General features: G+C 71.3%; 20 protein-coding genes. 11 read left to right on the top strand and 9 right to left on the bottom strand.

Going from position 1 to position 20,318, the window contains the following annotated elements; translation table 11 throughout:
* Positions 1-128: 128 nt before the first annotated feature.
* Both L6E10_RS40535 and L6E10_RS35680 read right to left on the bottom strand, forming a co-directional pair.
* Positions 129-398: a sensor histidine kinase gene (locus L6E10_RS40535; RefSeq protein WP_308102944.1), complete on the bottom strand. Its 270-nt coding sequence runs from the start codon at positions 396-398 to the stop codon at positions 129-131.
* Between the two features lie 100 nt (positions 399-498).
* Positions 499-1,254 (bottom strand): zf-HC2 domain-containing protein, encoded by a 756-nt coding sequence (locus L6E10_RS35680; protein ID WP_236224575.1) that lies wholly within the window; start codon positions 1,252-1,254, stop codon positions 499-501.
* 243 nt (positions 1,255-1,497) lie between these two features.
* On the opposite strand from L6E10_RS35680, the gene L6E10_RS35685 reads away from it, so the two are divergent.
* The 8 genes from L6E10_RS35685 (at position 1,498) to L6E10_RS35720 (ending at position 6,811) form a co-directional block, all read left to right on the top strand.
* Entirely contained in the window at positions 1,498-2,097 is a 600-nt protein-coding gene (locus L6E10_RS35685) for a sigma-70 family RNA polymerase sigma factor (protein ID WP_374237595.1), read from the top strand.
* Between the two features lie 26 nt (positions 2,098-2,123).
* A complete protein-coding gene (locus L6E10_RS35690) occupies positions 2,124-2,777 on the top strand; it encodes an ATP-binding cassette domain-containing protein (protein ID WP_236224577.1) in 654 nt (217 codons plus the stop codon).
* Complete coding sequence (locus L6E10_RS35695) at positions 2,774-3,577, top strand: metal ABC transporter permease (protein ID WP_236224578.1); 804 nt, start codon at positions 2,774-2,776, stop codon at positions 3,575-3,577. The genes L6E10_RS35690 and L6E10_RS35695 overlap by 4 nt, the downstream gene beginning before the upstream one ends.
* 3 nt (positions 3,578-3,580) lie before the next feature.
* Entirely contained in the window at positions 3,581-4,354 is a 774-nt protein-coding gene (locus L6E10_RS35700; protein ID WP_236224579.1) for a metal ABC transporter substrate-binding protein, read from the top strand.
* 214 nt (positions 4,355-4,568) lie between these two features.
* On the top strand, positions 4,569-5,762 hold the full coding sequence (locus tag L6E10_RS35705; protein WP_308102945.1) for a helix-turn-helix transcriptional regulator: 1,194 nt from the start codon (positions 4,569-4,571) through the stop codon (positions 5,760-5,762).
* A 343-nt stretch (positions 5,763-6,105) separates the two neighbouring features.
* Complete coding sequence (locus tag L6E10_RS35710; RefSeq protein ID WP_236224580.1) at positions 6,106-6,291, top strand: hypothetical protein; 186 nt, start codon at positions 6,106-6,108, stop codon at positions 6,289-6,291.
* Positions 6,288-6,497: a hypothetical protein gene (locus tag L6E10_RS35715; protein WP_236224581.1), complete on the top strand. Its 210-nt coding sequence runs from the start codon at positions 6,288-6,290 to the stop codon at positions 6,495-6,497. Before L6E10_RS35710 ends, L6E10_RS35715 begins: the two co-directional genes overlap by 4 nt.
* Before the next feature lie 5 nt (positions 6,498-6,502).
* Positions 6,503-6,811 (top strand): hypothetical protein, encoded by a 309-nt coding sequence (locus tag L6E10_RS35720; RefSeq protein ID WP_236224582.1) that lies wholly within the window; start codon positions 6,503-6,505, stop codon positions 6,809-6,811.
* Between the two features lie 532 nt (positions 6,812-7,343).
* Here L6E10_RS35720 and L6E10_RS35725 read toward each other — a convergent pair.
* Positions 7,344-8,975 carry a class I adenylate-forming enzyme family protein gene (locus tag L6E10_RS35725; RefSeq protein WP_236224583.1) on the bottom strand — a complete coding sequence of 544 codons (1,632 nt, stop codon included), beginning with the start codon at positions 8,973-8,975 and terminating at the stop codon, positions 7,344-7,346.
* Entirely contained in the window at positions 8,972-10,552 is a 1,581-nt protein-coding gene (locus L6E10_RS35730) for a CoA transferase (RefSeq protein WP_236224584.1), read from the bottom strand. The genes L6E10_RS35725 and L6E10_RS35730 overlap by 4 nt, the downstream gene beginning before the upstream one ends.
* 73 nt (positions 10,553-10,625) lie before the next feature.
* On the opposite strand from L6E10_RS35730, the gene L6E10_RS35735 reads away from it, so the two are divergent.
* On the top strand, positions 10,626-11,714 hold the full coding sequence (locus L6E10_RS35735) for an acyl-CoA dehydrogenase family protein (RefSeq protein WP_236224585.1): 1,089 nt from the start codon (positions 10,626-10,628) through the stop codon (positions 11,712-11,714).
* On the opposite strand, the gene L6E10_RS35740 is transcribed toward L6E10_RS35735, so the two are convergent.
* From L6E10_RS35740 to L6E10_RS35760, 5 genes are read right to left on the bottom strand one after another with little or no spacing between them, the layout of a single operon-like run.
* Complete coding sequence (locus L6E10_RS35740; RefSeq protein ID WP_236224586.1) at positions 11,683-12,453, bottom strand: hypothetical protein; 771 nt, start codon at positions 12,451-12,453, stop codon at positions 11,683-11,685. The two genes, L6E10_RS35735 and L6E10_RS35740, sit on opposite strands and share 32 nt — an antisense overlap.
* The gene (locus tag L6E10_RS35745) at positions 12,450-13,592 is read right to left on the bottom strand and encodes an MFS transporter (RefSeq protein WP_236224587.1); all 1,143 of its coding nucleotides are present in this window, start codon (positions 13,590-13,592) and stop codon (positions 12,450-12,452) included. Before L6E10_RS35745 ends, L6E10_RS35740 begins: the two co-directional genes overlap by 4 nt.
* Before the next feature lie 56 nt (positions 13,593-13,648).
* Positions 13,649-14,329: a DJ-1/PfpI family protein gene (locus tag L6E10_RS35750; protein ID WP_236224588.1), complete on the bottom strand. Its 681-nt coding sequence runs from the start codon at positions 14,327-14,329 to the stop codon at positions 13,649-13,651.
* 26 nt (positions 14,330-14,355) lie between these two features.
* Complete coding sequence (locus tag L6E10_RS35755; RefSeq protein WP_236224589.1) at positions 14,356-16,578, bottom strand: cation-translocating P-type ATPase; 2,223 nt, start codon at positions 16,576-16,578, stop codon at positions 14,356-14,358.
* Positions 16,579-16,584: 6 nt separating this feature from the next.
* Positions 16,585-18,477, bottom strand: a complete 1,893-nt coding sequence (locus L6E10_RS35760) for a cytochrome c oxidase assembly protein (RefSeq protein WP_236224590.1) — start codon at positions 18,475-18,477, stop codon at positions 16,585-16,587.
* 209 nt (positions 18,478-18,686) lie between these two features.
* Here L6E10_RS35760 and L6E10_RS35765 point away from each other — a divergent pair, with 209 nt between their 5' ends.
* The gene (locus L6E10_RS35765) at positions 18,687-19,532 is read left to right on the top strand and encodes a GlxA family transcriptional regulator (RefSeq protein WP_374237596.1); all 846 of its coding nucleotides are present in this window, start codon (positions 18,687-18,689) and stop codon (positions 19,530-19,532) included.
* 74 nt (positions 19,533-19,606) lie between these two features.
* Positions 19,607-20,263, top strand: a complete 657-nt coding sequence (locus L6E10_RS35770) for a DJ-1/PfpI family protein (protein WP_236224591.1) — start codon at positions 19,607-19,609, stop codon at positions 20,261-20,263.
* The last annotated feature ends 55 nt before the right edge of the window (positions 20,264-20,318 follow it).

Consider the following 20,318-nt stretch of genomic DNA (forward strand, 5'->3'; position numbering starts at 1 on the left):
GTGCCACATGATCGCATAGTAATGAGAGCGCTCTCTTTGTCCGGAGAATAATGGCCTGACGTGCAATGCGGCCGACGTGGGCGCCGGAGCATGCGGACAGGAAACTTCGGCAACGGCTTTCGGCGAGGTCAGCGATCATGCAGGAGGCGGCCGGCGGCGATGGTGAAGCTGATCGTCGCTCCGCCTCCTGTCCGGTTCCTCGCGAAGGTGGTTCCGCCGTGGGCTTCGGCGATGCCGGCCACGATGGCCAGGCCGAGCCCGGAGCCGGGTAGTGATCGCGAGGTGTCCGCGCGGTAGAACCGGTCGAAGATCCTGCCGAGGTCCTCGGTGCCGAGGCCGAGGCCGGAACTGGGTTTCCTGGACCTGCCCGGTCCGGCGGCGGTGTTGCGCGGCGACATCGAGGCCCAAGCAGGACGAGCCGGGCGTCATGAACTCCAGCAGCAGAGCCGCGGCCGTGCGACGGGAGGTCATCCGGGTGCCCTCACGTCGGTTGAGCGGTCAGGCCGCGTGGCGCCGGCTCACCGGCCGCAGCCGGATGCGGCGGCGAGGACCGGGCTGGTCGGCGCGCCGAGGGGAGTCGGGTGAGCCGGTGATGTCGGTGGAGTCGCTGTCCCGCACCGGTGTGCGACCGCCGGGGCCTCGGTCGCGGAAGTGCACGAGAGCCAGCAGGGCGAGGCCGACGAGCAGCAGCGAGTGGGACAGGACGCGGCCCGCGGTGGCTGCGCCGGTGAGCAGATCGCTGGCCGAGTAGGGGATGAGCACGGCGACGAACGCGGCGGTGACGGGCAGCAGGCCCGCGGTCGCGGCGGGGCGCAGCGCCGCCCAGAGCAGGCCGAGGCCCAGTGCCAGGTTCCAGGCGGTGCTCTCGTTGAACAGGTGGCTGCTGTCGACACCGGTGGCGTGGGCGCCGTGCGGGGACGCGCCGGTGCCGAGCACTTGGGCGACGCCGAGGGTCAGCTGGGCGATCGCGACGCCGCCCAGCAACGTCCGGGGCAGCCAGCCTCGTGGCGCGGGCGGGACGATCGGCGGCGCCGCGTCAAGGATCTCCGCTGCCAGGTCCGGCACCGGGGTCGCCGGCCGCACGCGGAGGGTGCGGGTGAGCGCGGTGGCGGTTTCGCGCCATTCCCGGCAGTCCGCGCACGTCTCCAGGTGCGCGTCCACCCGGTCGGCGGGCACGCCTTCGTCTTCCCCGTCGAGTCGCGCGGACAGGGCTTCACGGCAGGTGCTGCAGTCCACGTGGACATTGTCGGTCATGCGGCCTGCCTGGTTCCCGGCGATCTGCGAGCGGCGGCGTGCCGGGCCCGCGGCCCACCCTCTCGACTGCCGGGTGGTGCGCTCGAGCCGTCGTCGCCGGAGAAGCGGTGTGCGTGGACGGGCCGCTCGGCACAGCCGGTGTGCGCGTCCGCCTCGGCGCACACGGGTGCGCGCTCACCGTCAAGGCTGGCAGGGAGCGCTTCACGCACGATTCGGCCGGACACGCTCCACCGGTCGGTCCGAATGGCCGGTGAGTTCCCGAAGACGTGGCCGTTACGATTCGGCCCCGTGAACTCCGCCGATGACGAGGTGACCCGCTGGGCGTTGCAGGCCCGCGGGGGTGACCGGGACGCCCTGGAGCGGTTCGTGCGGGCGACTCAGCGCGACGTGTGGCGGTTCGTCGCCCACCTCGCGGACGTCGGCGTGGCGGACGATCTCGCCCAGGAGACGTTCCTGCGCGCGTTGCCGAGCCTGCGGCACTTCGAGGGCAGGTCGTCGGCGAGGACGTGGCTGTTGTCGATCGCCCGGCGGGTGGTGGTCGACCAGGTGAGGATGGCCCGGTCCAGGCCCCGTGTCTCGCCGGGGGTCGACTGGGTGCAGGCGGCGGACCGCGGGCAGGGCACGTCGTCCGGCTTCACCGAAGCCGTCGAGCTCAACGTGCTGCTCGACGGGCTGGCCGCGGACCGGCGCGAGGCGCTGGTGCTCACCCAGGTGCTCGGGCTGGGCTACGCCGAGGCCGCGCAGGTGGTGGGATGCCCGATCGGGACGATCCGCTCGCGCGTCGCTCGGGCGCGTGAGGACCTGGTCAGGGCCGCCGGGCAAGATGCCAGCGAAGTCGGCTGAGATTCGCCGGGAACTATCCCGGCAGGGTGAACGACCTGTGGCACGTGACCGCGTTGTCCCTGCTGCTCGAGGGAGTGCATTGCCGCTACGGCAGGCATCCTGCCGTCCACTCCGTCGACCTCGACGTGCCCGCGGGCTCTCGAGTCGCCCTGATCGGTACCAACGGCTCCGGCAAGTCGACCCTTTTGCGTGCGGTCCTGGGATTCCAGCCCGTCTCCGACGGGGTGATCGAGGTCGGCGGCCGGCGGGCGGGGACCTCGGCGCAGTGGCGCAGGCGGCGTGGCGAGGTGGCGTGGGTTCCGCAGCTGCGGTCGACCGGCCGGTTCCCGTTGCTGCTGGGCGAACTTCTCGACAGCAGCGGTGACGGTGCGGCCGCGCGTGAGGCGGCCGCACGTCTGGGGTTGGCACGGCTCGAGTCGCGTGGGGTGCACACCCTGTCCGGCGGGCAGGCGCAACGGGCGTGGCTCGCCCGCGCGGTCGGTGCCGTGGCGGCGGGTGCCGGGATGCTGCTGGCCGACGAACCCACCGCCGCACTGGACTTCGCCGGGCAGGAGGAAGCCGCGGCGGTGCTCACCGAACTGCCGGTGACGCTCGTGGTCGCCACCCACGACCGCGCGGTGGCCGATGCGTGCGACCGCGTGGTGGAGATGGCCGCCGGACGTCTGCGGGAAGTCGCGTGATCGCGGAGCTGCTCGCGCTGGTTCCGGTGCAGCGCGCGGGTTTCGGCCTGCTGCTCGGCGCGATCGCGTTGCCACCGGTCGGGGTGCTGATCGTCGGACTCGACATCTACCCGGTGCGCTTCGCGATCATGCACGTGGCGTTGCTGGGCAGCGCCGCAGGTCTGCTCACCGGCACGGATCCGTTGCTGTGGGCGCTGGTGCTGTGCGCGCTGGCGGGCGGTGGGCTCGCGCCGTTCGCCACGACCCCGGCTGGTCTGTCCGGCGCGATGGGCTTGCTGATGAGCCTCGCGATCGCCGTCGCACTGCTGGTGTTGTCGGTTTCCGGTGTGAACGCCAACGGTGCGTTCGAGCTGTTGTGGGGATCCATCCTGTCGACCCGGCCGGTCGACCTCGTTGTGCTCGGGGGGCTGGCGGTGGCGATCCCCGCGCTGTTCTGGTGGCGTCGCAGAGATTTGTCGTTGTTGTTGCACGACCGGGAACTCGCCGCCTGCTCAGGCGTGCGCACCGGTCCGTTGACGATGGCCTTGCTCGTGGTGATCGCGGTGTCGATCGCCGGAGCCGTCAAACTCACCGGCGCGCTGCTCGTGGACGCGCTGACGTTGTTGCCCGCGCTGGCCGCGCGGCGCATCGGCCGCGGACTGACCGGCATGGTCGTCGCGTCCATCGTCATCGGACTCGTCGTGGCCGTTGCCGGACTGCTGCTCGCACTCGCGCTGGACCAGCCGCCCGGTCCGGTGCTCGTCCTGCTGGCCGGCGTGATCGCCCTGCTCGCCCAGTTGCTACCGATGAGGAGAACCTGAACCGTGAAGATCAAGCTCGTCGCGATCGGCGCGTTGCTCGCGCTGGCCGCCTGTGGCGGCGGCGCGCAGACGCCCAACGCGGCCTCGAAGGCCCCGGCCGGCAAGAAGGTCGTGGCGGCGACGGCGTGGGAGGCCGCGCTGGCCAAAGCCGCGGGCGCGACCGACGTGAAAGTCGTCGTGCCGGCGACCGTGGCGCACGCTGCCGACTACGACCCCAAACCGTCCGACCTCGCCGCGGTCGCCACGGCGGATCTCGTGCTGTACGCGGAGTTCGAGGGGTTCGCGGCCAGGCTGAAGGAGGCCGCGGGCGGTTCGGCGAAGGTCGAAGCGGTGAAGCTGGAGAACGCGCCGGAAGTGGTGCGCGCCGAGGTGACGCGCCTGGCCGGGCTGCTCGGCACGACGCCCGCCGCGCAGGAGTGGCTGAAGGAGTTCGACAGCACGCTGGCCGAGGCCAAGACGCAGGTGAGCGGCTCGTTCCCCGGCGGTAGGGCGCCGAAGGTGGTCAGCCACGCGTTCGTCGCCTACATGGCCGCGATCACGGGCGCCGAGATCGTCGGCACGTTCGGCCCGCAGCCGGTCACCCCGGCGCAGCTCGCCGAGTTGTCGGGCAAACAGCCGGACCTGGTGTTCGACAACGTGCACATGTCCACCGGCACCGTGCTGCCCGGCTCGTCCGCGAAGCAGGTCAAGATCGTGAACTACCCCGGTGAGGACCTCGATCTCCTCGGCGTCTTCAAGACCAACGCCGAGGAGATCTCCAAGGCCCTCAAGGCCTGACGAGGTCCTGCACGGCGCGGCGGTCGACCTGCCCGCCGCGCCGAGCGGCAGTGTGAGCAGGCAAGACGGGGACCCGTCGAGTACGGGGCGGCTGCTGAAGCGATCGTTACTCGTGGTTTTCGGCCGGCAGCTAGCCTGGTACGCCGAGAGGTACTGTTCCTGGCGTCGACCAGAGGGAGTATCTCGGATGACATGAGTCTCCGACGAGGGGCAGGTGGCCGTGGACGGGACCCACGTCGGTCGACGGGTCCGTGAGATCCGCTCGTTCCGGGGAATGAGTCTGACCGCGACAGCGCAGCTTGCGGGCATGGCGCCGAGTTACCTGAGCATGATCGAGCGTGGCCTGCGGCCGGTGAACCAGCGGGCGACGCTGGAGGCGCTGGCCAACGCGCTGCGCGTGTCGCCGGCGGAGCTGACCGGCAAACCGTACGCGCCGACTGACGCGGCCTCCGAAGAGGCGCACGGCCACATCTTCGAGGTCGAAGACGCCATGACCGCGTGGCGGATCGGCGAGGTGCCTGACGCACCGGCGCGGCCGTGGCAGCAGGTAAGCGCCGAACTGGACCTGCTCAACCTCACGCTGCGGCCCAACGCCGACTACGCCGCCCAGGGCGCATTGTTGCCTTCGCTGATCCGAGACCTGCTCGTCGCTGCGAGCGATCCGAAGCGGCGTACGGCTGCCCTGGTGGGGCTCATCGCGACTTACAAGGCGGTGGCCTACTTCGCCCACGACCTCGGCGTGGCTGGGCTGCCGGTGCTGGCGGTGGAACGGATGCGTGAGGCCGCCGAGGAGCTCGACGACCCGGTCTGGCTGTCGTATGCCGCCTACCAGCGCGCGCAGCTGATCAGTGGCACCAACCGATCTCGCCAGTACGACCTCGCTGTGCAGACCGCGCAGGTTCCAGGTGCGCGGGTGGAGGTTCACGGCCTCGCGCACCTCACCGCGGCCCTGGCGTGCGCGTCGCGGGGAGACGCCGACACCGCCCAGACCCACCTGGCAGAGGCCACCGCGCTCGCGGACCGGATCGAGCCGGATGTCAGCCCGTGGATGCAGACCAACTTCGGACGCACCAACGTCGGGATCTGGAAGGTCTCCATCGGCCTTGAGCTCGGCGCGGGCGCGAAGGTCCGCGAGATTGCCTCAACCGTCAGGCCAACCGGTGTGTCCAAGTCGCGTCAAGCCCAGTTCTGGATCGACGTCGGCCGCGGCTTGCTGACCGAGCGCAAGCATCGCGATCAGGGCCTCGCCGCACTTCTGGAGGCGGAGAAGTTGGCTCCGCAGAAGGTTCGCAACAACGTCTTCGTCCGCGAGTCCGTGGCTGGCCTGCTCGCTCAGGCCCGGCGCGAGGCTGGCGGCCGTGACCTTCGCGGCCTGGCCTACAGGGTCGGTGTAGCCCCATCCGGGTGATCCACGCCGCCCGTTCACAAGTTGTGAAATAGCGACCCAAGGTCCCACCTAGCGTCACTTTCCAGATACGGGAGGTGACACCAGGTGGGATTTTTGCTGTTGACGAGGTTGCGGCATCAGGTCGCGCGGGTCCTCATCTTCCGTTCGCATGCTGCGGTGTCATGGCCGGTTGCTCCCCGACGCTCCGGCCGTGACACCGCGTCCACCGCATCCTGCGCCTTTCTCGACGCCGACACTGTGCTGATCTGGTCGGCCCTTCCGGCGCAGAGCCCTACGAGCAGCGATCCGCATTCCTCTTCCTCGGGGATGCGGGTCGCGCCGTACGTGAACGGAGACTCCGAACATGTCCTTGCTCAACGCCGATCCCGCTCGATCGCCCGGTGGCAGCGGGGCACTCGAATCGCTCGCCACCGATCCGGGCTGGCTGGCCGCCCGTGACCGACTTGCTGCGTCGATCCGCGCAACCAGCCTGCCGGCCTACGGCGGGCAGGCTCGCCTTCGCGTTGCTGCGCGCCAGGAAGACCGGTGAGCGGCCACGTCTGGTGGACCTCGCCGCTGGACCATCTGACCCACGCGATCGGGGACAGCACCGGTCCTGGCGGCGGCACAGTGGACACCGAGTGCGGCCGGGTGCTCGACATCGTGAAGGCGGACAAGTCACCGAGCGGCAGCTTCTGCGACGACTGCCTGCAGAAGGTCGGGGCGAAGGCGGACGACAGCAGCCGCTGGCGGTGAGCGCCGTGGCAGCTCAGCACGCCTACCGCGAGGGCAACCAGTGGGGCATAACGGTTCCGGAACTGCTGGAGAACGCCGTCGCCGAAGGACGACCCCTGCACCTGGAGTGGAGCGAGGACGGCACCACGTGGGATTGGCCCGGCAACAACTTCGACACCATCGAGATGCCCGTCATCACCCCCGAAATGCTCGCGGCAACAACGCCAGAACCGGCGCCCGACACGGACGCCGACACCGAGGAACTGGCCACCGCGACCGACGTACTGCAGGTCGACCAGAGCTGGTGGTTCACCGGCCCAGCGGGGCCGCGATGACTTCCGGGTGCTCACCGACGAGTTCACCCGGCAAGTCCTGACTCGAATGCCCTGCACCACAACGCTTTTCAGTCAGGTTGATGTCGAACCGACGCCTCATTTGGCCGCTGGTCACCGCGGTTGAGTCGGGAACGGTGCGCTTCTGCGCAGGGAACGATGCTGTGGAAGCCGGACTGGCCAAGCCCGCCTTCCGGTACAGCAGCGTCGCCCTCGTCGACGGAGAATCGCTGGCGTACATGACGTTGAAGAACCCCGAGCCCGCCGCGCAGGACAAGCGCTAGGAGCTCGACGCGATCGGCTACGGCCCTGTCGGAGAGCAGCTCGCCGAACGGCTGTGCACCGCAATCCGTACTTGGGGCGAGGACCGCACCGCTCAGCCGACCATCACGGCCTACCGCGCGAACATGCCGGACGGTGCTCTCAGCGGTGGCCAGGTCATCAACAAACAGTTCATCCGGCTGGTCATTTCGTGCTGAAGACCTAGGTCGGCTCGGCGTCTTCAAGGCCAACGCCGAGGAGATCTCCAAGGCTCTCAAGGCCTGACGAGGTCCTGCACGGCGCGGCGGTCGACCTTGCCTGCCGCGCCGAGCGGCAGCGCGTCGACCACGACGAGGTGTTCGGGGAACTTGCGCGGCTCCAGGCCTTGCGCCGCCAAGTGCGCGGTCAGATCCGTTAGCGTCGGCGCCGGATTGGCCACGACGCACGCGCACAGCCGCTCGCCCAGCACCTCGTCCGGCACCGGCACGCACACCACGTCACGCACCGCGGGGTGGGTGGCGAGCAGTGCCTCGACCTCCGCGGGGCTGATGTTCAGGCCACCGCGGATGATCACGTCCTTGCGCCGCCCGACGATGTGCAGATAACCGTCGGCGTCGATGCGGCCCAGGTCGCCGGTGCGCACCCAGCCGTCCGGTGTGCGGTAGCGCTCGTTGAGCTCGGGTGCGCCCACGTAGCACATCGGGGACATCGGGCCGAGCGAGACGATCTCGCCGACCTCACCGGGCGGGACGTCGCGCAGCGAGTCGTCCACGATCCGCAGCCGGGCCACGGCCGGGTTGGGGCGGCCGGCGGTGTCGGCGTGGCTGGGAGGGTCGCTCAGCGCGGTGTGGCAGTTGACGCCGTCCGCCGAGCCGTAGACGTTGACCACCGTGCAGCCGAGCGTGTCGCGGACGCGTGCGGCGGTCGTGGCGTCGAGCGGGGCACCGCCCAGCGCGATCACCCGCAGGCTGGAGGTGTCGAACCGGTGGAGCTCGGGAGAGTCGGCGATCATTCGCAGCATCGTCGGCACCGCCAGCACGTGCGTCGGCCGGGCGCGTTCGATCATCGCCAGCGCCGCGGTCGCGTCGAACTTGGGCAGCAGCACGAGCGTGCCGCCGTGCACCGCTAGCGTGACCGACGTGCCGTTGCTGCCGTAGGACGAAGCGAGCGGCACCATCACGTAGTTCCACAACTCCGGGGTGTCGCCGATCAGCTCGCCGATGAATCGGCCACGGCCGCCCACGAGTGCGTTGTGCGAGTACAGGACCATCTTCGGGGCCGCCTCGGAACCGGAGGTGACCAGGATCCGCGCCGGACCGTCAGGGTCGGGGGAAGCGGGGGAGAACCGGGCGGGGTCGGCAGCCAGCAACGCCGTCACGGGAACGCAGCCCGCAGGCACCGGCCCGTCGCCCGCCGCGATGACGGTCCGCAGCTCGGGCAGCTCACCGGCCAGCGCGCGGGTGCGCCCTGCGCAGGGGTAGTCGCCGTGCAACGTCGTGGTCACCACGGCGACCGCACCGGAACGGCTGAGCAGGCTCGCCGCCTCCCGGTCGCCGCGACCGACCGGGTAGGGCAGGCAGACAGCGCCCAGCGCGGCGATCGCCAGGTCGAACGCGCAGGCCAGTCTGCCGTTGGGCAGCTGGACGCCGACGACGTCACCCTGCTCCACACCCATGCCCGCGAGGCCCACGGCGAGCGAGCGGGCCATCTGGTCGAGCCCGGCGTAGCTGATCTCGCCGTCCGCGTCGACGATCGCGGTGCGGCCGGGGCGGGCGAGCACGTGCTCGCGGAACAGCGAGTACAGATCGCGGTCGCGGTACAGACCTTCGGCGGCCCAGCCACGCCGGACCTCGTAGGGCACCAGGTCGGCCAAGTGCTTCACGGCGGCGGTTGCGGCGAGTGTCACGAAAACCTCCACGGGGAGCCGAGTGCCGGACAGCCGCGGTCGTCGCGGCCCACAACAGCGGCGAAGCGGGGATCACCCGGCAGTGCCGCGAGATCGGTGACCACATCGACGCCGTCGATGCGGCCGCAGACGGGGACGCGGAAGCCCGGCGCCGGTCGTTCGCGCGCACCGGCGAGCAACGCGCCGGCGGCGCCGAGCAGGCTGCTCTCGACGGCGACGCCACGGCCGGTGAGCCGCCGGGTGAGCACGCCGACCAGCACCGCCTCGGCGCCGATCAGCCCGCCGAGCACGTCCACCAGGGTCATCAGTGACGGCGCGGGGTCCTCATCGGACGGACGCACGAGCTCGGCCAGACCGGTGCGGGCCTGGACCATGAAATCGGTGCCCAGCGGGACGTCCGGCAGATCACCGCCACCCCAGCCGGAGGTGTGGGCGTACACGATGCCGTCCGGCAGGTCAGGCGCCGCGAGCCGCCACTTCTCCGCGTTGCCCGGCGCCCAGTTGTGCAGGAACACGTCCGCGTCCGCCAGCTCGTCGCGCAGCCGCCGCCGGTCAGCCGGGTTCTTCAGGTCGATCTCGACGGCGCCCTTGCCGCGGTTGAGCGCGAGCCAGCGGGCCGAGATGTCCCGGCACACCGGCGGCATGCCGCGCAGCGGGTCACCGCCCGGTGGCTCGACCCGGATCACGGTGGCACCCAGCAAACCCAGAAGGTGCGCGGCCATCGGTGCCTGGATGCGCCGACCTGCTTCGTAGACCACGAGTTCCGCACCGTTCCGCGTAGCGCGGCCTTCGGTGGGCTCGATGCGCCACGGAGTGGCGATCGGCTCGATCGGGCCGTACAACGCGCAGACGCTCGCGCCGCTGACGGTGGCGGCTCCGGTGATCTTCGCGAATGTGGCGGCACGAGTAGCCGTGTGCAGTGCGTCGGGGATCGGGGCGGTCGCCGTCGCATACCGGAACTGGTACGGCCTCCAGCCGTCGCGGATCGCGGCGCTGTCGGTGCCGAGCGCGGTCCAGAACGCCGCCCACACCTCGGGCACCAGCGCCTCGACCTCGAACCGCACGCCGTCCGCGCTGACGAACGGCGGGCCACCGGGCCGCAGATCGACCGCCTCGGCCTCGTCCGCCCCTGCGGCGGCGAGGTACTGAGAGACAGTCAGCAACGCCGCCTCGGCCACACTGGTCCGTACGCGTGGTTCGCCCCGCAGGACCGCGGCCAGCAACCCGGTCATTGCGAGCACGCCCGCCGCCGTGCCGCAGTAGTCGACACCGATGCCACGCGGTGAGCCGGAACGCCTGCCGTGCACGTGCATCACACCGCACGCGGCTTGGACGGTCGCCTCGTCGTGCAGCCCGGGAACCATCACCGGTCCGGCCCAGTCCACGGTCACCGCGTGCCGATCACCGTTGCGCAGAACGACAAGTGCCTCGGCCGCGTTCTCGGTGGAACCGTCGTGGACCTCCGCTCCCAGCGCGCGCAGATGCGCGCGCATCAGGCGTGCGGCCGCGCTCGTGCCCGAGACCGACGCGGTCGCGCCCTCCAGAGCCGAGGCGTGCACTGCTGTGGCTTCCGTCATGACTCAGAGGTCGTACAGCTAACCGTCCGGGTTCCCACGATGGTGTTATGTGTCGGTGACAGGTCACAGTGCGTTGCGTCGATTCGTTGACGAAGTCGTCATCCCAGCCGAACCGGAACTGGACGCGGGTGGAGGCCTCGAGCTGCGCACGCTCGCCCGGAACGCCGGGTTGTGGGCACGGCCGCTGCCGCCAGGGCTGGGCGGTGGTGGCCAGCCGCTGACCGACTACTTCGCCGTGGCCGAAGACGAGGGACGCAGCGACCACGGCCCGGACGTCGTCGGATCAGCCAGCCTGCTCACCGTGCGGATGCTCGCCGCGCACGCCCACCCGGAACTCCAAGACGCCGTACTGGAAGACCTCGTGGCCGGCCGTGTGCACGTGAGCTACGCGATGACCGAGCCCGGCGTCGCGGGCTCGGACCCCTCCGGGCTGCGCACCACCGCCGAACGCGGCACGGACGGCTGGTGGACCGTCACCGGCCGCAAATGGTTCACCAGCGGCGCCGCGCGGGCAGACCTGGTGCTGGTCGTCGCGCGCACCGGCGACGTTTTTTCCATCGTCGCCGTGCCCGCCGGTGGTTTCCGGGTCGAACGGGAGCTCGACGTCCTCGGCACCGGCGGGCAGCACGAGATCTCCTTCGACGCGGTCCGGGTGCCGCCCACCTACCTGATCGGCGAACCGGGGCAGGGCATGCGCCTGGCCGGCGAACGTCTCGCGCTCGGGCGCACGCTGCGGGCGTTGCGCTGGACCGGCCAGGCACAGCGATGTCTCGACCTGCTCGCGGACCGGGCGGTGTCCCGGGCGCTCGGCGACGGCGTGCTGGCCGACCGGCAACTGGTGCAGCGCTTGGTCTTCGAGTCCGAGCTGGAGGTGAGGTCGGCGCGTCTGCTCACCCGTGAAGCGGCCGCGTTGGTCGCCCTCGGAGAGCGTGCGCCGGTCGAGGTGAGCCTGGCGAAGGTCGCCGCCGCACGCGCGTTGAACACCGCGGTCGACGCCGCGATCCAGATCTACGGCGCGGAAGGACTCACCGCCGCAACAGGCCTGCCTCGGCTGCTGCGCGTGGCGCGAGCCGCACGGATCCTCGACGGCGCGGACGAACTGCACGTCACCACGACCGGACGCCGGTTGCTCACCAGACGTCGGGCGGCACCAGACCGGTGACGACGGCGGCGCCGAGGAACGTGAAGAACTCGCCCCACACGACCTTCAGCCCGGTCAAGCCGTCGTACTCGGCGCCTTCCGGCAGGGTCCGCAGCAGTCGCTCGCCTTCACCGCGCTCGCCTGCCTTCAACAATGCCACAGCGGCGATTGCCTGCGCGGAACTGTCCTGTGTGGATTCATTCCACCCACCTGGGTTCGTGAGCGACAACCAGGCCTTGCCTCGCGGCCAGGTCGGGGCGAGGTGTGCGTGCGCGTTCCGGTGGCGGTGGGCGACGTCGTGGTGACCGTGGGTCTCCAGCAGCGGAACGACTCCGGCCGCCCCGTCCGCGCGAATGTCAGGGCCGTCTGCGGAGAACGCGGTGCCCCACGGGATCGCGCCCAGCTCCGGGTCGAAGCCGCCCGCGAGGCTGTCCGCGACCTTCGTCGTACTGGGGCGCGGCGCGATGAGGCCCAGTCGTTCCGCGCCGCTGCCGTACCAGAAGATCATGCCGCGCAGCACCGTGTCCGCTTCCGCCCACACGTCCAGCCGGTCCCGCACCGGTGCGACGTCCCCGGCCCCGGTGACGAGCCTCCGCAGGGTGAGCAGCCCGGCCCAGAACCCGCCCGTCCACGACCCACGAGCGGAGGTTCTCCACCGTCCATCGTGGAGGTAGAGCGGAAACCGGTCCCCGATAGCGGCTTCGATCTCGTCTACCTGGTCGCACATGCGGCGCACCAGGTCGTGCGCCCAATCGTTCACACCGTCACCGCGGTGCGCCGCGTGACCAAGAAAGCGATACCCGCCGCCACCCCGAACACGATCCCGACGGTGACCCACAGCCAGAAGTAACCGGCTTGGCCCACGACGAGCCCAGTCAGCGGCGGCCCGGCGGCGAAGCCGCCGAAGAACCCGGCCGACGCCACCGCCGCCGCACGTCCAGCGAGCTTCTGCGGCACCGCCCGCATCACCGCCACCATCGACACGGCGTTGCCCGCCACCGCGAACACGCCAATCCCCGCCGCCCCGAACCACACCAGCCACCGCGCCTGGTCCGCCAGCGCCACCACCGCCACCGCGACGACGGCCCCCAGTCCCAGCAACGGCAACACCGCGGCGGGATCGTCCGCCCTGCCGGCCGCACCGCTCCACCACACCCGGCCCGCGATGCCGGCCAGTCCCATCACCGCGATCAGCCAGGCCGCAACCGGCGCGGACAGGTCGAGCCGTTGCACGCCGTACAGGGCGAAGAACGTGTTCACCGACGCCAGCCCGAACCCGAGCGTGAACGAGAACGCCGCCAGCGCACGCACCCGGTCACCCACGCCGTCGCCGGGCACGCTCCTGGCAGGAAGCGTGGGCAGGGTGAGTCGCGCGGTCACCGCCGCACCGACCAGACACAGCACCGCGAGCAGCCCGACACCCCAGCGCCAGTCCGCCACCGCGGCCGCCGCGGCGAGCGGCACACCAGCCACGAACGCACCCAGCTGCACACCGGACTGCTTCCACCCCGTCACCGTCCCACGGTGCTCCGGTTCCACGGCCACCAGGACCACCTTGTTCGTCGCAGGATTCGCCAGCGCCTGCGGGATGCCGCCCAGCGCCACCCCCGCCGCGATCCACCAGGCCGATCTGGCGACCGCCAGCACCGTCAACGCCACCGCGCTCACCAGAAACAGCCCGACCAGGCTGCGCCGGGGCCCGACGCGGTCCACCAGTGACCCCGCGGGCAGCGACAGCAGCGTCGCCACCCCGAACCCGGCCGCGACCAGCGCGCCGAGCTGCCATTCGGCCACCCCGAGCTCGGCGACCAGCACCGGCCCCAACGCGCCCAGCACGAACAGTTGCAGCATCGACACGGCCATCGCGGCCGTGGACACCGCGGTCACTACAGTCCTCACACCTCAGTGGTCGGATACCGCGGCAGGGGAGTTCCGGCTGAACCCGGACAAGGCGGTCACCTGCGCCAGACGGTGCCCCTCCGTTCGTACTCCAGCACCGTCTCCACCCGGTGCGCGGTCTGGGCGCCGAGGAACCGTTCCAGCAGCCACAGCGCGACCTCCAGGCCGGAGGTGATGCCACCGCCGGTGATCAGGTCGCCGTCGTCGACCACGCGCGCGTTGATCACCGTCGCGCCCTGCGCGGCGAGGTCGGCCTTCGCCCCGTTGTGCGTGGTGGCGTTGCGGCCTCGGGTGAGACCGGCCGCGGACAGCAGCATCGTGCCGGTGCAGATGCCCACCGGCAGCACGTCCGCGGCGGCCAGGCGACGCAGGAACGACTGGTCGGAGATGAGCTTGCGCACGCCCGGCCCGGTCTTGTCGAGGTAGCCGCCGCCGGGCACCACGAGCAGGTCGGCGTCCTCGGGCGACCAGCCGCGCGTCACTTCGACCTTCGTGCCGTACGTGCACGTGACCGTTCCCGGCTTGCCCGCGCTGACCTGGGTGGTGCGCACCGCGCCACCCGACATCTTCGCGGCCAGGCCGAGCACCTCCACAGGCGCCACGAAGTCCTGTTCCTCCACGCCGTCGAACATCAGCACCTGCACGCGCAGCGGGTTCGCCGCCGAGGCGGTCGCGCTCGCCGCGCCCGCGATACCCGCGGAAAGTGCCGATGCCCGCAAGAAAGTCCGGCGTTCCACGATGGCCTCCTCAAGTCGGTGTCCCCCTACAGGTCGGGTGGCGAGTCCGTCCGGTTCCCCAGCTGATTGCGCAATCTCAGACTGTTCGCGACCACCAGCACCGAGGACAACGACATCGCCCCGCCCGCGATCAGCGGGTTGAGCAGCCCGAAAGCCGCCAGCGGGAGCGCGGCGGCGTTGTAGCCGAACGCCCAGAGCAGGTTGCCCCTGATGGTGGCGAGCGTGCGGCCGGCGAGCAGGACCGCGTCCGCGACGGCGTCGAGGTCGTCGCGCACCAGGACGACGTCGGCGGCCTGGGCGGCGATGTCGCTGCCGTGCGCGATCGCCATGCCCAGGTCGGCGGCGGCGAGCGCGGGACCGTCGTTGATGCCGTCACCGACCATCGCGACGTGGCGTCCCTGCGCGCGCAACCGTTCCACGGTGGCGACTTTGTCCGCGGGGCGTACGTTCGCGATCACGTCACCAACGCCGATCTCCGCCGCGACGGCCCGGGCCGCGGCTTCGTGATCACCGGTGAGCAGCACGGTGCGCAGACCGAGCGAGTGCAGCCGTGCGACCGCTCCACGCGCGGACGGGCGCACGGTGTCGCGCAAGGCGATACCCCCGACCACCTCGCCACCCCGGGCGACCAGCACCCCGGTCGCCGGGCCGAGGTCCGAAAGCCACCCCGTCGCCGTCGAAGACACCGCGATGTCCCGGCGCGCCATGAGTTCCGGGGACCCCACGACCACCGGTGCGCCCTCGACCTCGCCGCGTGCGCCCGCCCCGACCAACGCCTCGAAACCGGTGACCACGGGCACGTCGGCGCAGGCCGCGGCGATCGCCACGCCGATCGGGTGTTCCGAGGCGGCCTCCACCGCGCCCGCCCACCTCAGGACGGCCTGCTCGTCCGCGTCCGTGAACGACCGCGTCCGCGTGACCTGCATACGACCGGTGGTGACGGTGCCGGTCTTGTCCAGCACGACGGTGTCCACGGCACGGGTCGCCTCCAGGGCCTCCGGCCCCTTGACCAGGATGCCGAGCTGGGCGGCGCGGGCCACGCCCACCATCAGCGCGGTCGGCGTGGCGAGCCCGAGCGCACACGGGCAGGCGATGATCAGCACGGCGACCGCCGCGGTGAACGCCTCACGCGTCGAGTGGTCCGCGAGCAGCCACCCCACCAGCGTCAGCGCCGAGAGCACCAGCACGACCGGCACGAACACCGCGCACACCCGGTCCACCAGGCGCTGCACCGCCGCCTTGCGTTCGGCGGCCTGCTCGGCGAGTGCCCGCAACTGCGCCAGCTGCGTGTTCGCCCCGACCGCCGTCGCCCGCACCACCAGCCGACCGGCGCTGTTGACCGTGCCGCCGGTGACCTGGTCGCCGGGCCCCACCTCGACCGGGACCGGTTCGCCGGTCATCGACGCCGTGTCGATCGCGGAGTACCCCTCGGTCACGACACCGTCCGCGGGCAGGGCCTCACCCGGCCGCACCACGAGCAGGTCCCCGACGAGCACCCGCGCCGCGGGCACCGTCGTCTCGACGCCGTCACGCAGCACCCTGGCGTCCTTGGCCGCGAGGCCCGCGAGCGCGGTGAGCAGGCCCACCGCCGAACGCCGCGACCGCAGCTCGAAATAACGCCCGGCGAGCAGGAACGTCGTGACACCCGCGGCCACGTCGAGGTACACGGCGTCCGCGCCCTCCGCCGTCACACCGAACCCCAGCCAGTAACCGGGACCGGACGATCCCGCCAGGAGCGACCACAACGCCCACCCGAACGAGGCGAGCACACCCAGCGACACCAAAGTGTCCATACTGGACGCTCCCTGCCGCAGGTTGCGCAACGCCGCACGGTGGAACGGCCACGCCGAGTACGTGACCACCGGCAGCGCGAGCAGCACGCACAACGCCTCCCAGCCGGCGAAGCGCAACGCGGGCACGAGCGCGAGGCTGATCGACAGGTTGCCCAGCGGGATCGCCAGCACGGCCGCGACCACGAGCCTGCGCCGCAGCTCGGCAACGGTGTCCTGAGGCTGCTCGCGGTCGTGCCCGGCCACGGAGGCGTCATAGCCGGCATCGCGCACGACCTGCACGACGTCGTCGGTGCGCATTCCTTGCGGCACGTGCACGATCGCGCGTTCGGTGGCGTAGTTGACGGTGGCGCGCACGCCGTCGACCTTGTTCAGCTTGCGTTCGATCCGCGTGGCGCAGGCCGCGCAGGTCATACCGGACACCGACAGCTCGACGGCGTCGTGCGTTGTGGTCGTCATGACAGGTCAGTTCTTCCTTCCGGAAAGCTCCGCGAGCATCGCGTTGTAGGCGGTCAGCCGGTCGTCGTGCCCGGTGTCGGTGACGCGGTCGAACCGCACGGCCTCGCGCCGGTCGGCGACCGCCCACTGCCGCAGCAGCGCGAGCACGACGACCAACATGGGAATCTCCCCGGTGGCCCAGGCGATCCCGCCGCCCAGGCGCTGGTCGCCGAGGAGATCGGGCACCCAGGTGAGGCCGAGGGTGCGGTAGAAGAACTCGGCGATCACGGTCTGGTGGTTCATCAGGACCACGCCGAAGAACGCGTGGAACGGCATCACCGAGAACAACAGCCCGAGCCGGGCCAGGTGCGGCAGCGTGCGCGGTGCGCGGTCGACCCCGATGACGAGCCAGAAGAACACGTAGCCGCTGAGCAGGAAATGGATGTTCATCAGCTGATGCGCCCAGTGCAAGCGCATCGCCGCACCGAACAGCTCGGAGAAGTACAGCACGTAGAACGACCCGGCGAACGTCGTCGCGGCCACCGCGGGGTGCGCGACCAGCCGCGCGGCGCGGCAGAGCAGCAACGCCGCCACCCACTGCCTCGGCCCCGGCGGCAGCACCCGCAACGCCAGCGTGGCCGGCCCGCCGAGCACGAGCAGCACCGGCGCCAGCATGGTGAGCGACATGTGCGCGACCATGTGCGTGCTGAACGTGCCCGCCGCGTACCTGCCGACACCGGACGACGTCACCACCAGCACGACCGCGCAGCCCGACAACCACGCCACCGTCCGGCCGACCGGCCACCCGTCACCCCGCCGGCGCAAGGTGTGGACAGCCACGACGTACGCCACCGCCAGCACGACGGCGCCCAGCCCCAGCACGAGATCGAGCCGCCAGCCCAGAACCAGTTCCGCCGGCGTCGGCGGGTTCGGCAGCTCGTAGCCGAGCACCGTCTCCTGAGGCGAGGGCCCGCGGACGAACCACGCGGGCGGCACGAGGTGCGCGAGCCCGGCCGACGCGCCGATCGCCAGTCCCACCGCCACCAACTCCACGCCGAGCGGCCGGCACACACCCCACCGCGCCCGCAGCACCGGGACGGCCGCACACGCGGAAAGCTTGAGCAGCAACAAAACCACGTAACCGCTGTGCAGCCCGGCAGGTCCGGCCAGCACCGCGCCGGTCACCGATCCACTGAGGACGAGCACAACCACGCACCACGTCGTGAGCCGGTGATAGCGCCGCACGACGACGTCGGTGGCGCTGGTCCCGGGCCGACGCAGATACGCGCGCAACGCGATGAGCGAGCCGATCCACACCGCGGCCGCCGGGACGTGCCAGACCATGGCGTTGGTCGCGACGTTGTGCCACGCGCCGTTCGCCACATGACCCGCGATGACCGGCGCCAGCACACCGGCGGTCGCGGGCACGAGCCACAACACCGAGGTCGTCCACGTCAGCGTCGCCCGCGCACCCGCCGCCACGACCGCGGCGGCCACAGCCGAGCAGATCCAGGCCTTCGGTTCCCCGGTCGCCGCCACGAGCCCACCGAGGTGGTCGAGCGCCACGGCGACCGACTGCCCCGACGCGTCCGCGACGGACAGGACGACGGCACAGGTCGCCGCGCAGGCCCACACCGCGGCCGCCGTCGCGGCGGTGCGCACAGCGGCATACGCGTGCGCGGTCAGCTTGATCCGCTTCGGTGGCGCGGGCACGACGAACGCCGCGAAAGCAAGCGCTCCCACCGTGACGGTGGCGGCGGCGTTCGCGAGCGTGCGCACGATGCCGAACGCCAGCGACGTGAGTCTGCCCGGATCACTGTCTCCCAGAGCGGCGTGCACGTCACCCGCCCAGAACACGACAACCGCGACGCACAACGCCGAGCCGGCCGACGCCACCGCGACGGTCCTGTCCACCCTCATGCACAGGCGGTCGGGCAGAACTCCGGTTCGGTTCCCGGAGAGCCCGAACTTCCGGCGTCCGTGTGACGCATCAGACTGCGCACGTGCGAGGTGCCGCAGGTGCGCACCCGATCCGTGCTCGTGATCTTGTTCGACGGTGTGCAGCCCCTCGACGTCGCCGGACCTCTGGACGTGTTCGCGGCGGCGGCGCGTTTCGCCGGACCGAGGACATGCCGCCGTACGTCGTTCGCGCGGCCTCGCTCGGCGGTGAAGTGGTGCGTGCCGCCGGAGGACTGCGGATGCTTCCGGACGTGGACTTGGCCGCCGCCGAGGACCCCGACGTGCTTCTCGTACCGGGGGGACCGGGCGTGGCAGAAGTCGACGACCGGCTCGTGGCCTGGTTGCGCGAGCGCGCTCCCAGGGCGAGACGGGTGGTGTCGGTGTGCACCGGGGCCTGGCTGCTGGCCGAGGCCGGTCTGCTGGACGGCCGCCGGGCGACGACCCACTGGGAGGCCTGCGCGCACCTGGCCGACCGCCACCCCGAGGTGCGGGTCGAGCCGGAGCCGATCTTCGTCCGGGACGGTCCCGTCTACACGTCGGCCGGGGTGACCGCGGGGGTGGACCTCACGCTCGCCCTGGTCGAGGAGGACTTCGGCCGCGCGGTGGCGCACGAGGTCGCCCGGCTGCTGGTGGTCTTCCTGCGCAGACCGGGCAGCCAGGCCCAAGTCAGCGCGCAGCTTTCCGCCCAGGTCGCCCACTCCGCTCCTCTGCGCGAGGTCCAGCACTGGGCCACCGCCAACCTCGCGGCGGACCTGTCCGTTCCCGCGATGGCGCGGCGGGCCGGTCTGTCACCGCGGCAGTTCGCGCGGGCGTTCGCCGAACAATCCGGGGTGACACCAGGGCGTTTCGTGGACCTCATCCGGCTGGAGGCCGCGCAGCGCATGCTGGTGGACACCGGTGAAGGCGTGTCGCGGATCGCACGTCAATGCGGGTACGGGACGCAGGAAGGGATGCGCCGCGCGTTCGTGCGTGAACTCGGTGTCTCGCCCACGGAGTACCGGCGCGGTCGACTCTGATCTCTGGCAGATGGCAGATTCGTTGGGGTGCATGGCATAGCCGCCTCGGGCCGGCGGAACTAGCGTTCTTCGCGTTGATCTTCGCGAACTGGAGGGGCACCTACATGCAGGTCGCCATCGTTCTGTATCCCGGCTTCACCTCGTTGGACGTTCTTGGGCCGTATGAGGTCCTTGGACGCCTTCCCGACACCGAGGTCGTCTTCGTGGCCGAGAAGCCGGGCCTGGTCGTCAACGACCTGGAGAGCCTGTCGATCGAGGCCGTGGCCACCCCGGCCGACGTCACGACGCCGGACGTCGTGCTCGTCGGGGGAGGACCGGGCCAGGTGGAGCAGATGGCCAACGACGCCCTGCTCGACTGGCTGCGTACGGCCGACCGCACCAGCAGGTGGACGACGGCCGTGTGCACCGGCACCTTCCTCCTCGCCGCGGCCGGGTTGCTCGAGGGCCGCCGGGCGACGACCCACTGGGCTGGGCTCGACCAGCTCGCCGGGTTCGGCGCGATCCCATCGAAGCAGCGGGTCGTCGTCGACGGTCACTACGCGACCGCGGCCGGCGTGTCCGCGGGCATCGACATGGCGTTGACCCTGGGCGGGCTGATCGCGGGCGATGACGTCGCGCAGACGGTGCAGCTCGTCATCGAGTACGCGCCGGAGCCGCCCTACTCCGCGGGGTCGCTCGACTCCGCCCCGGCGGACGTGGTCGAAAGTGCGAGGCGCGTGCTGTCGAGTTGAGTTCACCCCCGGAGGGGCGAGCGCGCGTCACCTGATGGGTTGGTTATCCGGGTGA

The organism is Lentzea sp. CC55 (assembly GCF_021056325.1).
In the GTDB taxonomy this organism is placed as follows: Bacteria; Actinomycetota; Actinomycetes; order Mycobacteriales; family Pseudonocardiaceae; genus Lentzea; species Lentzea jiangxiensis.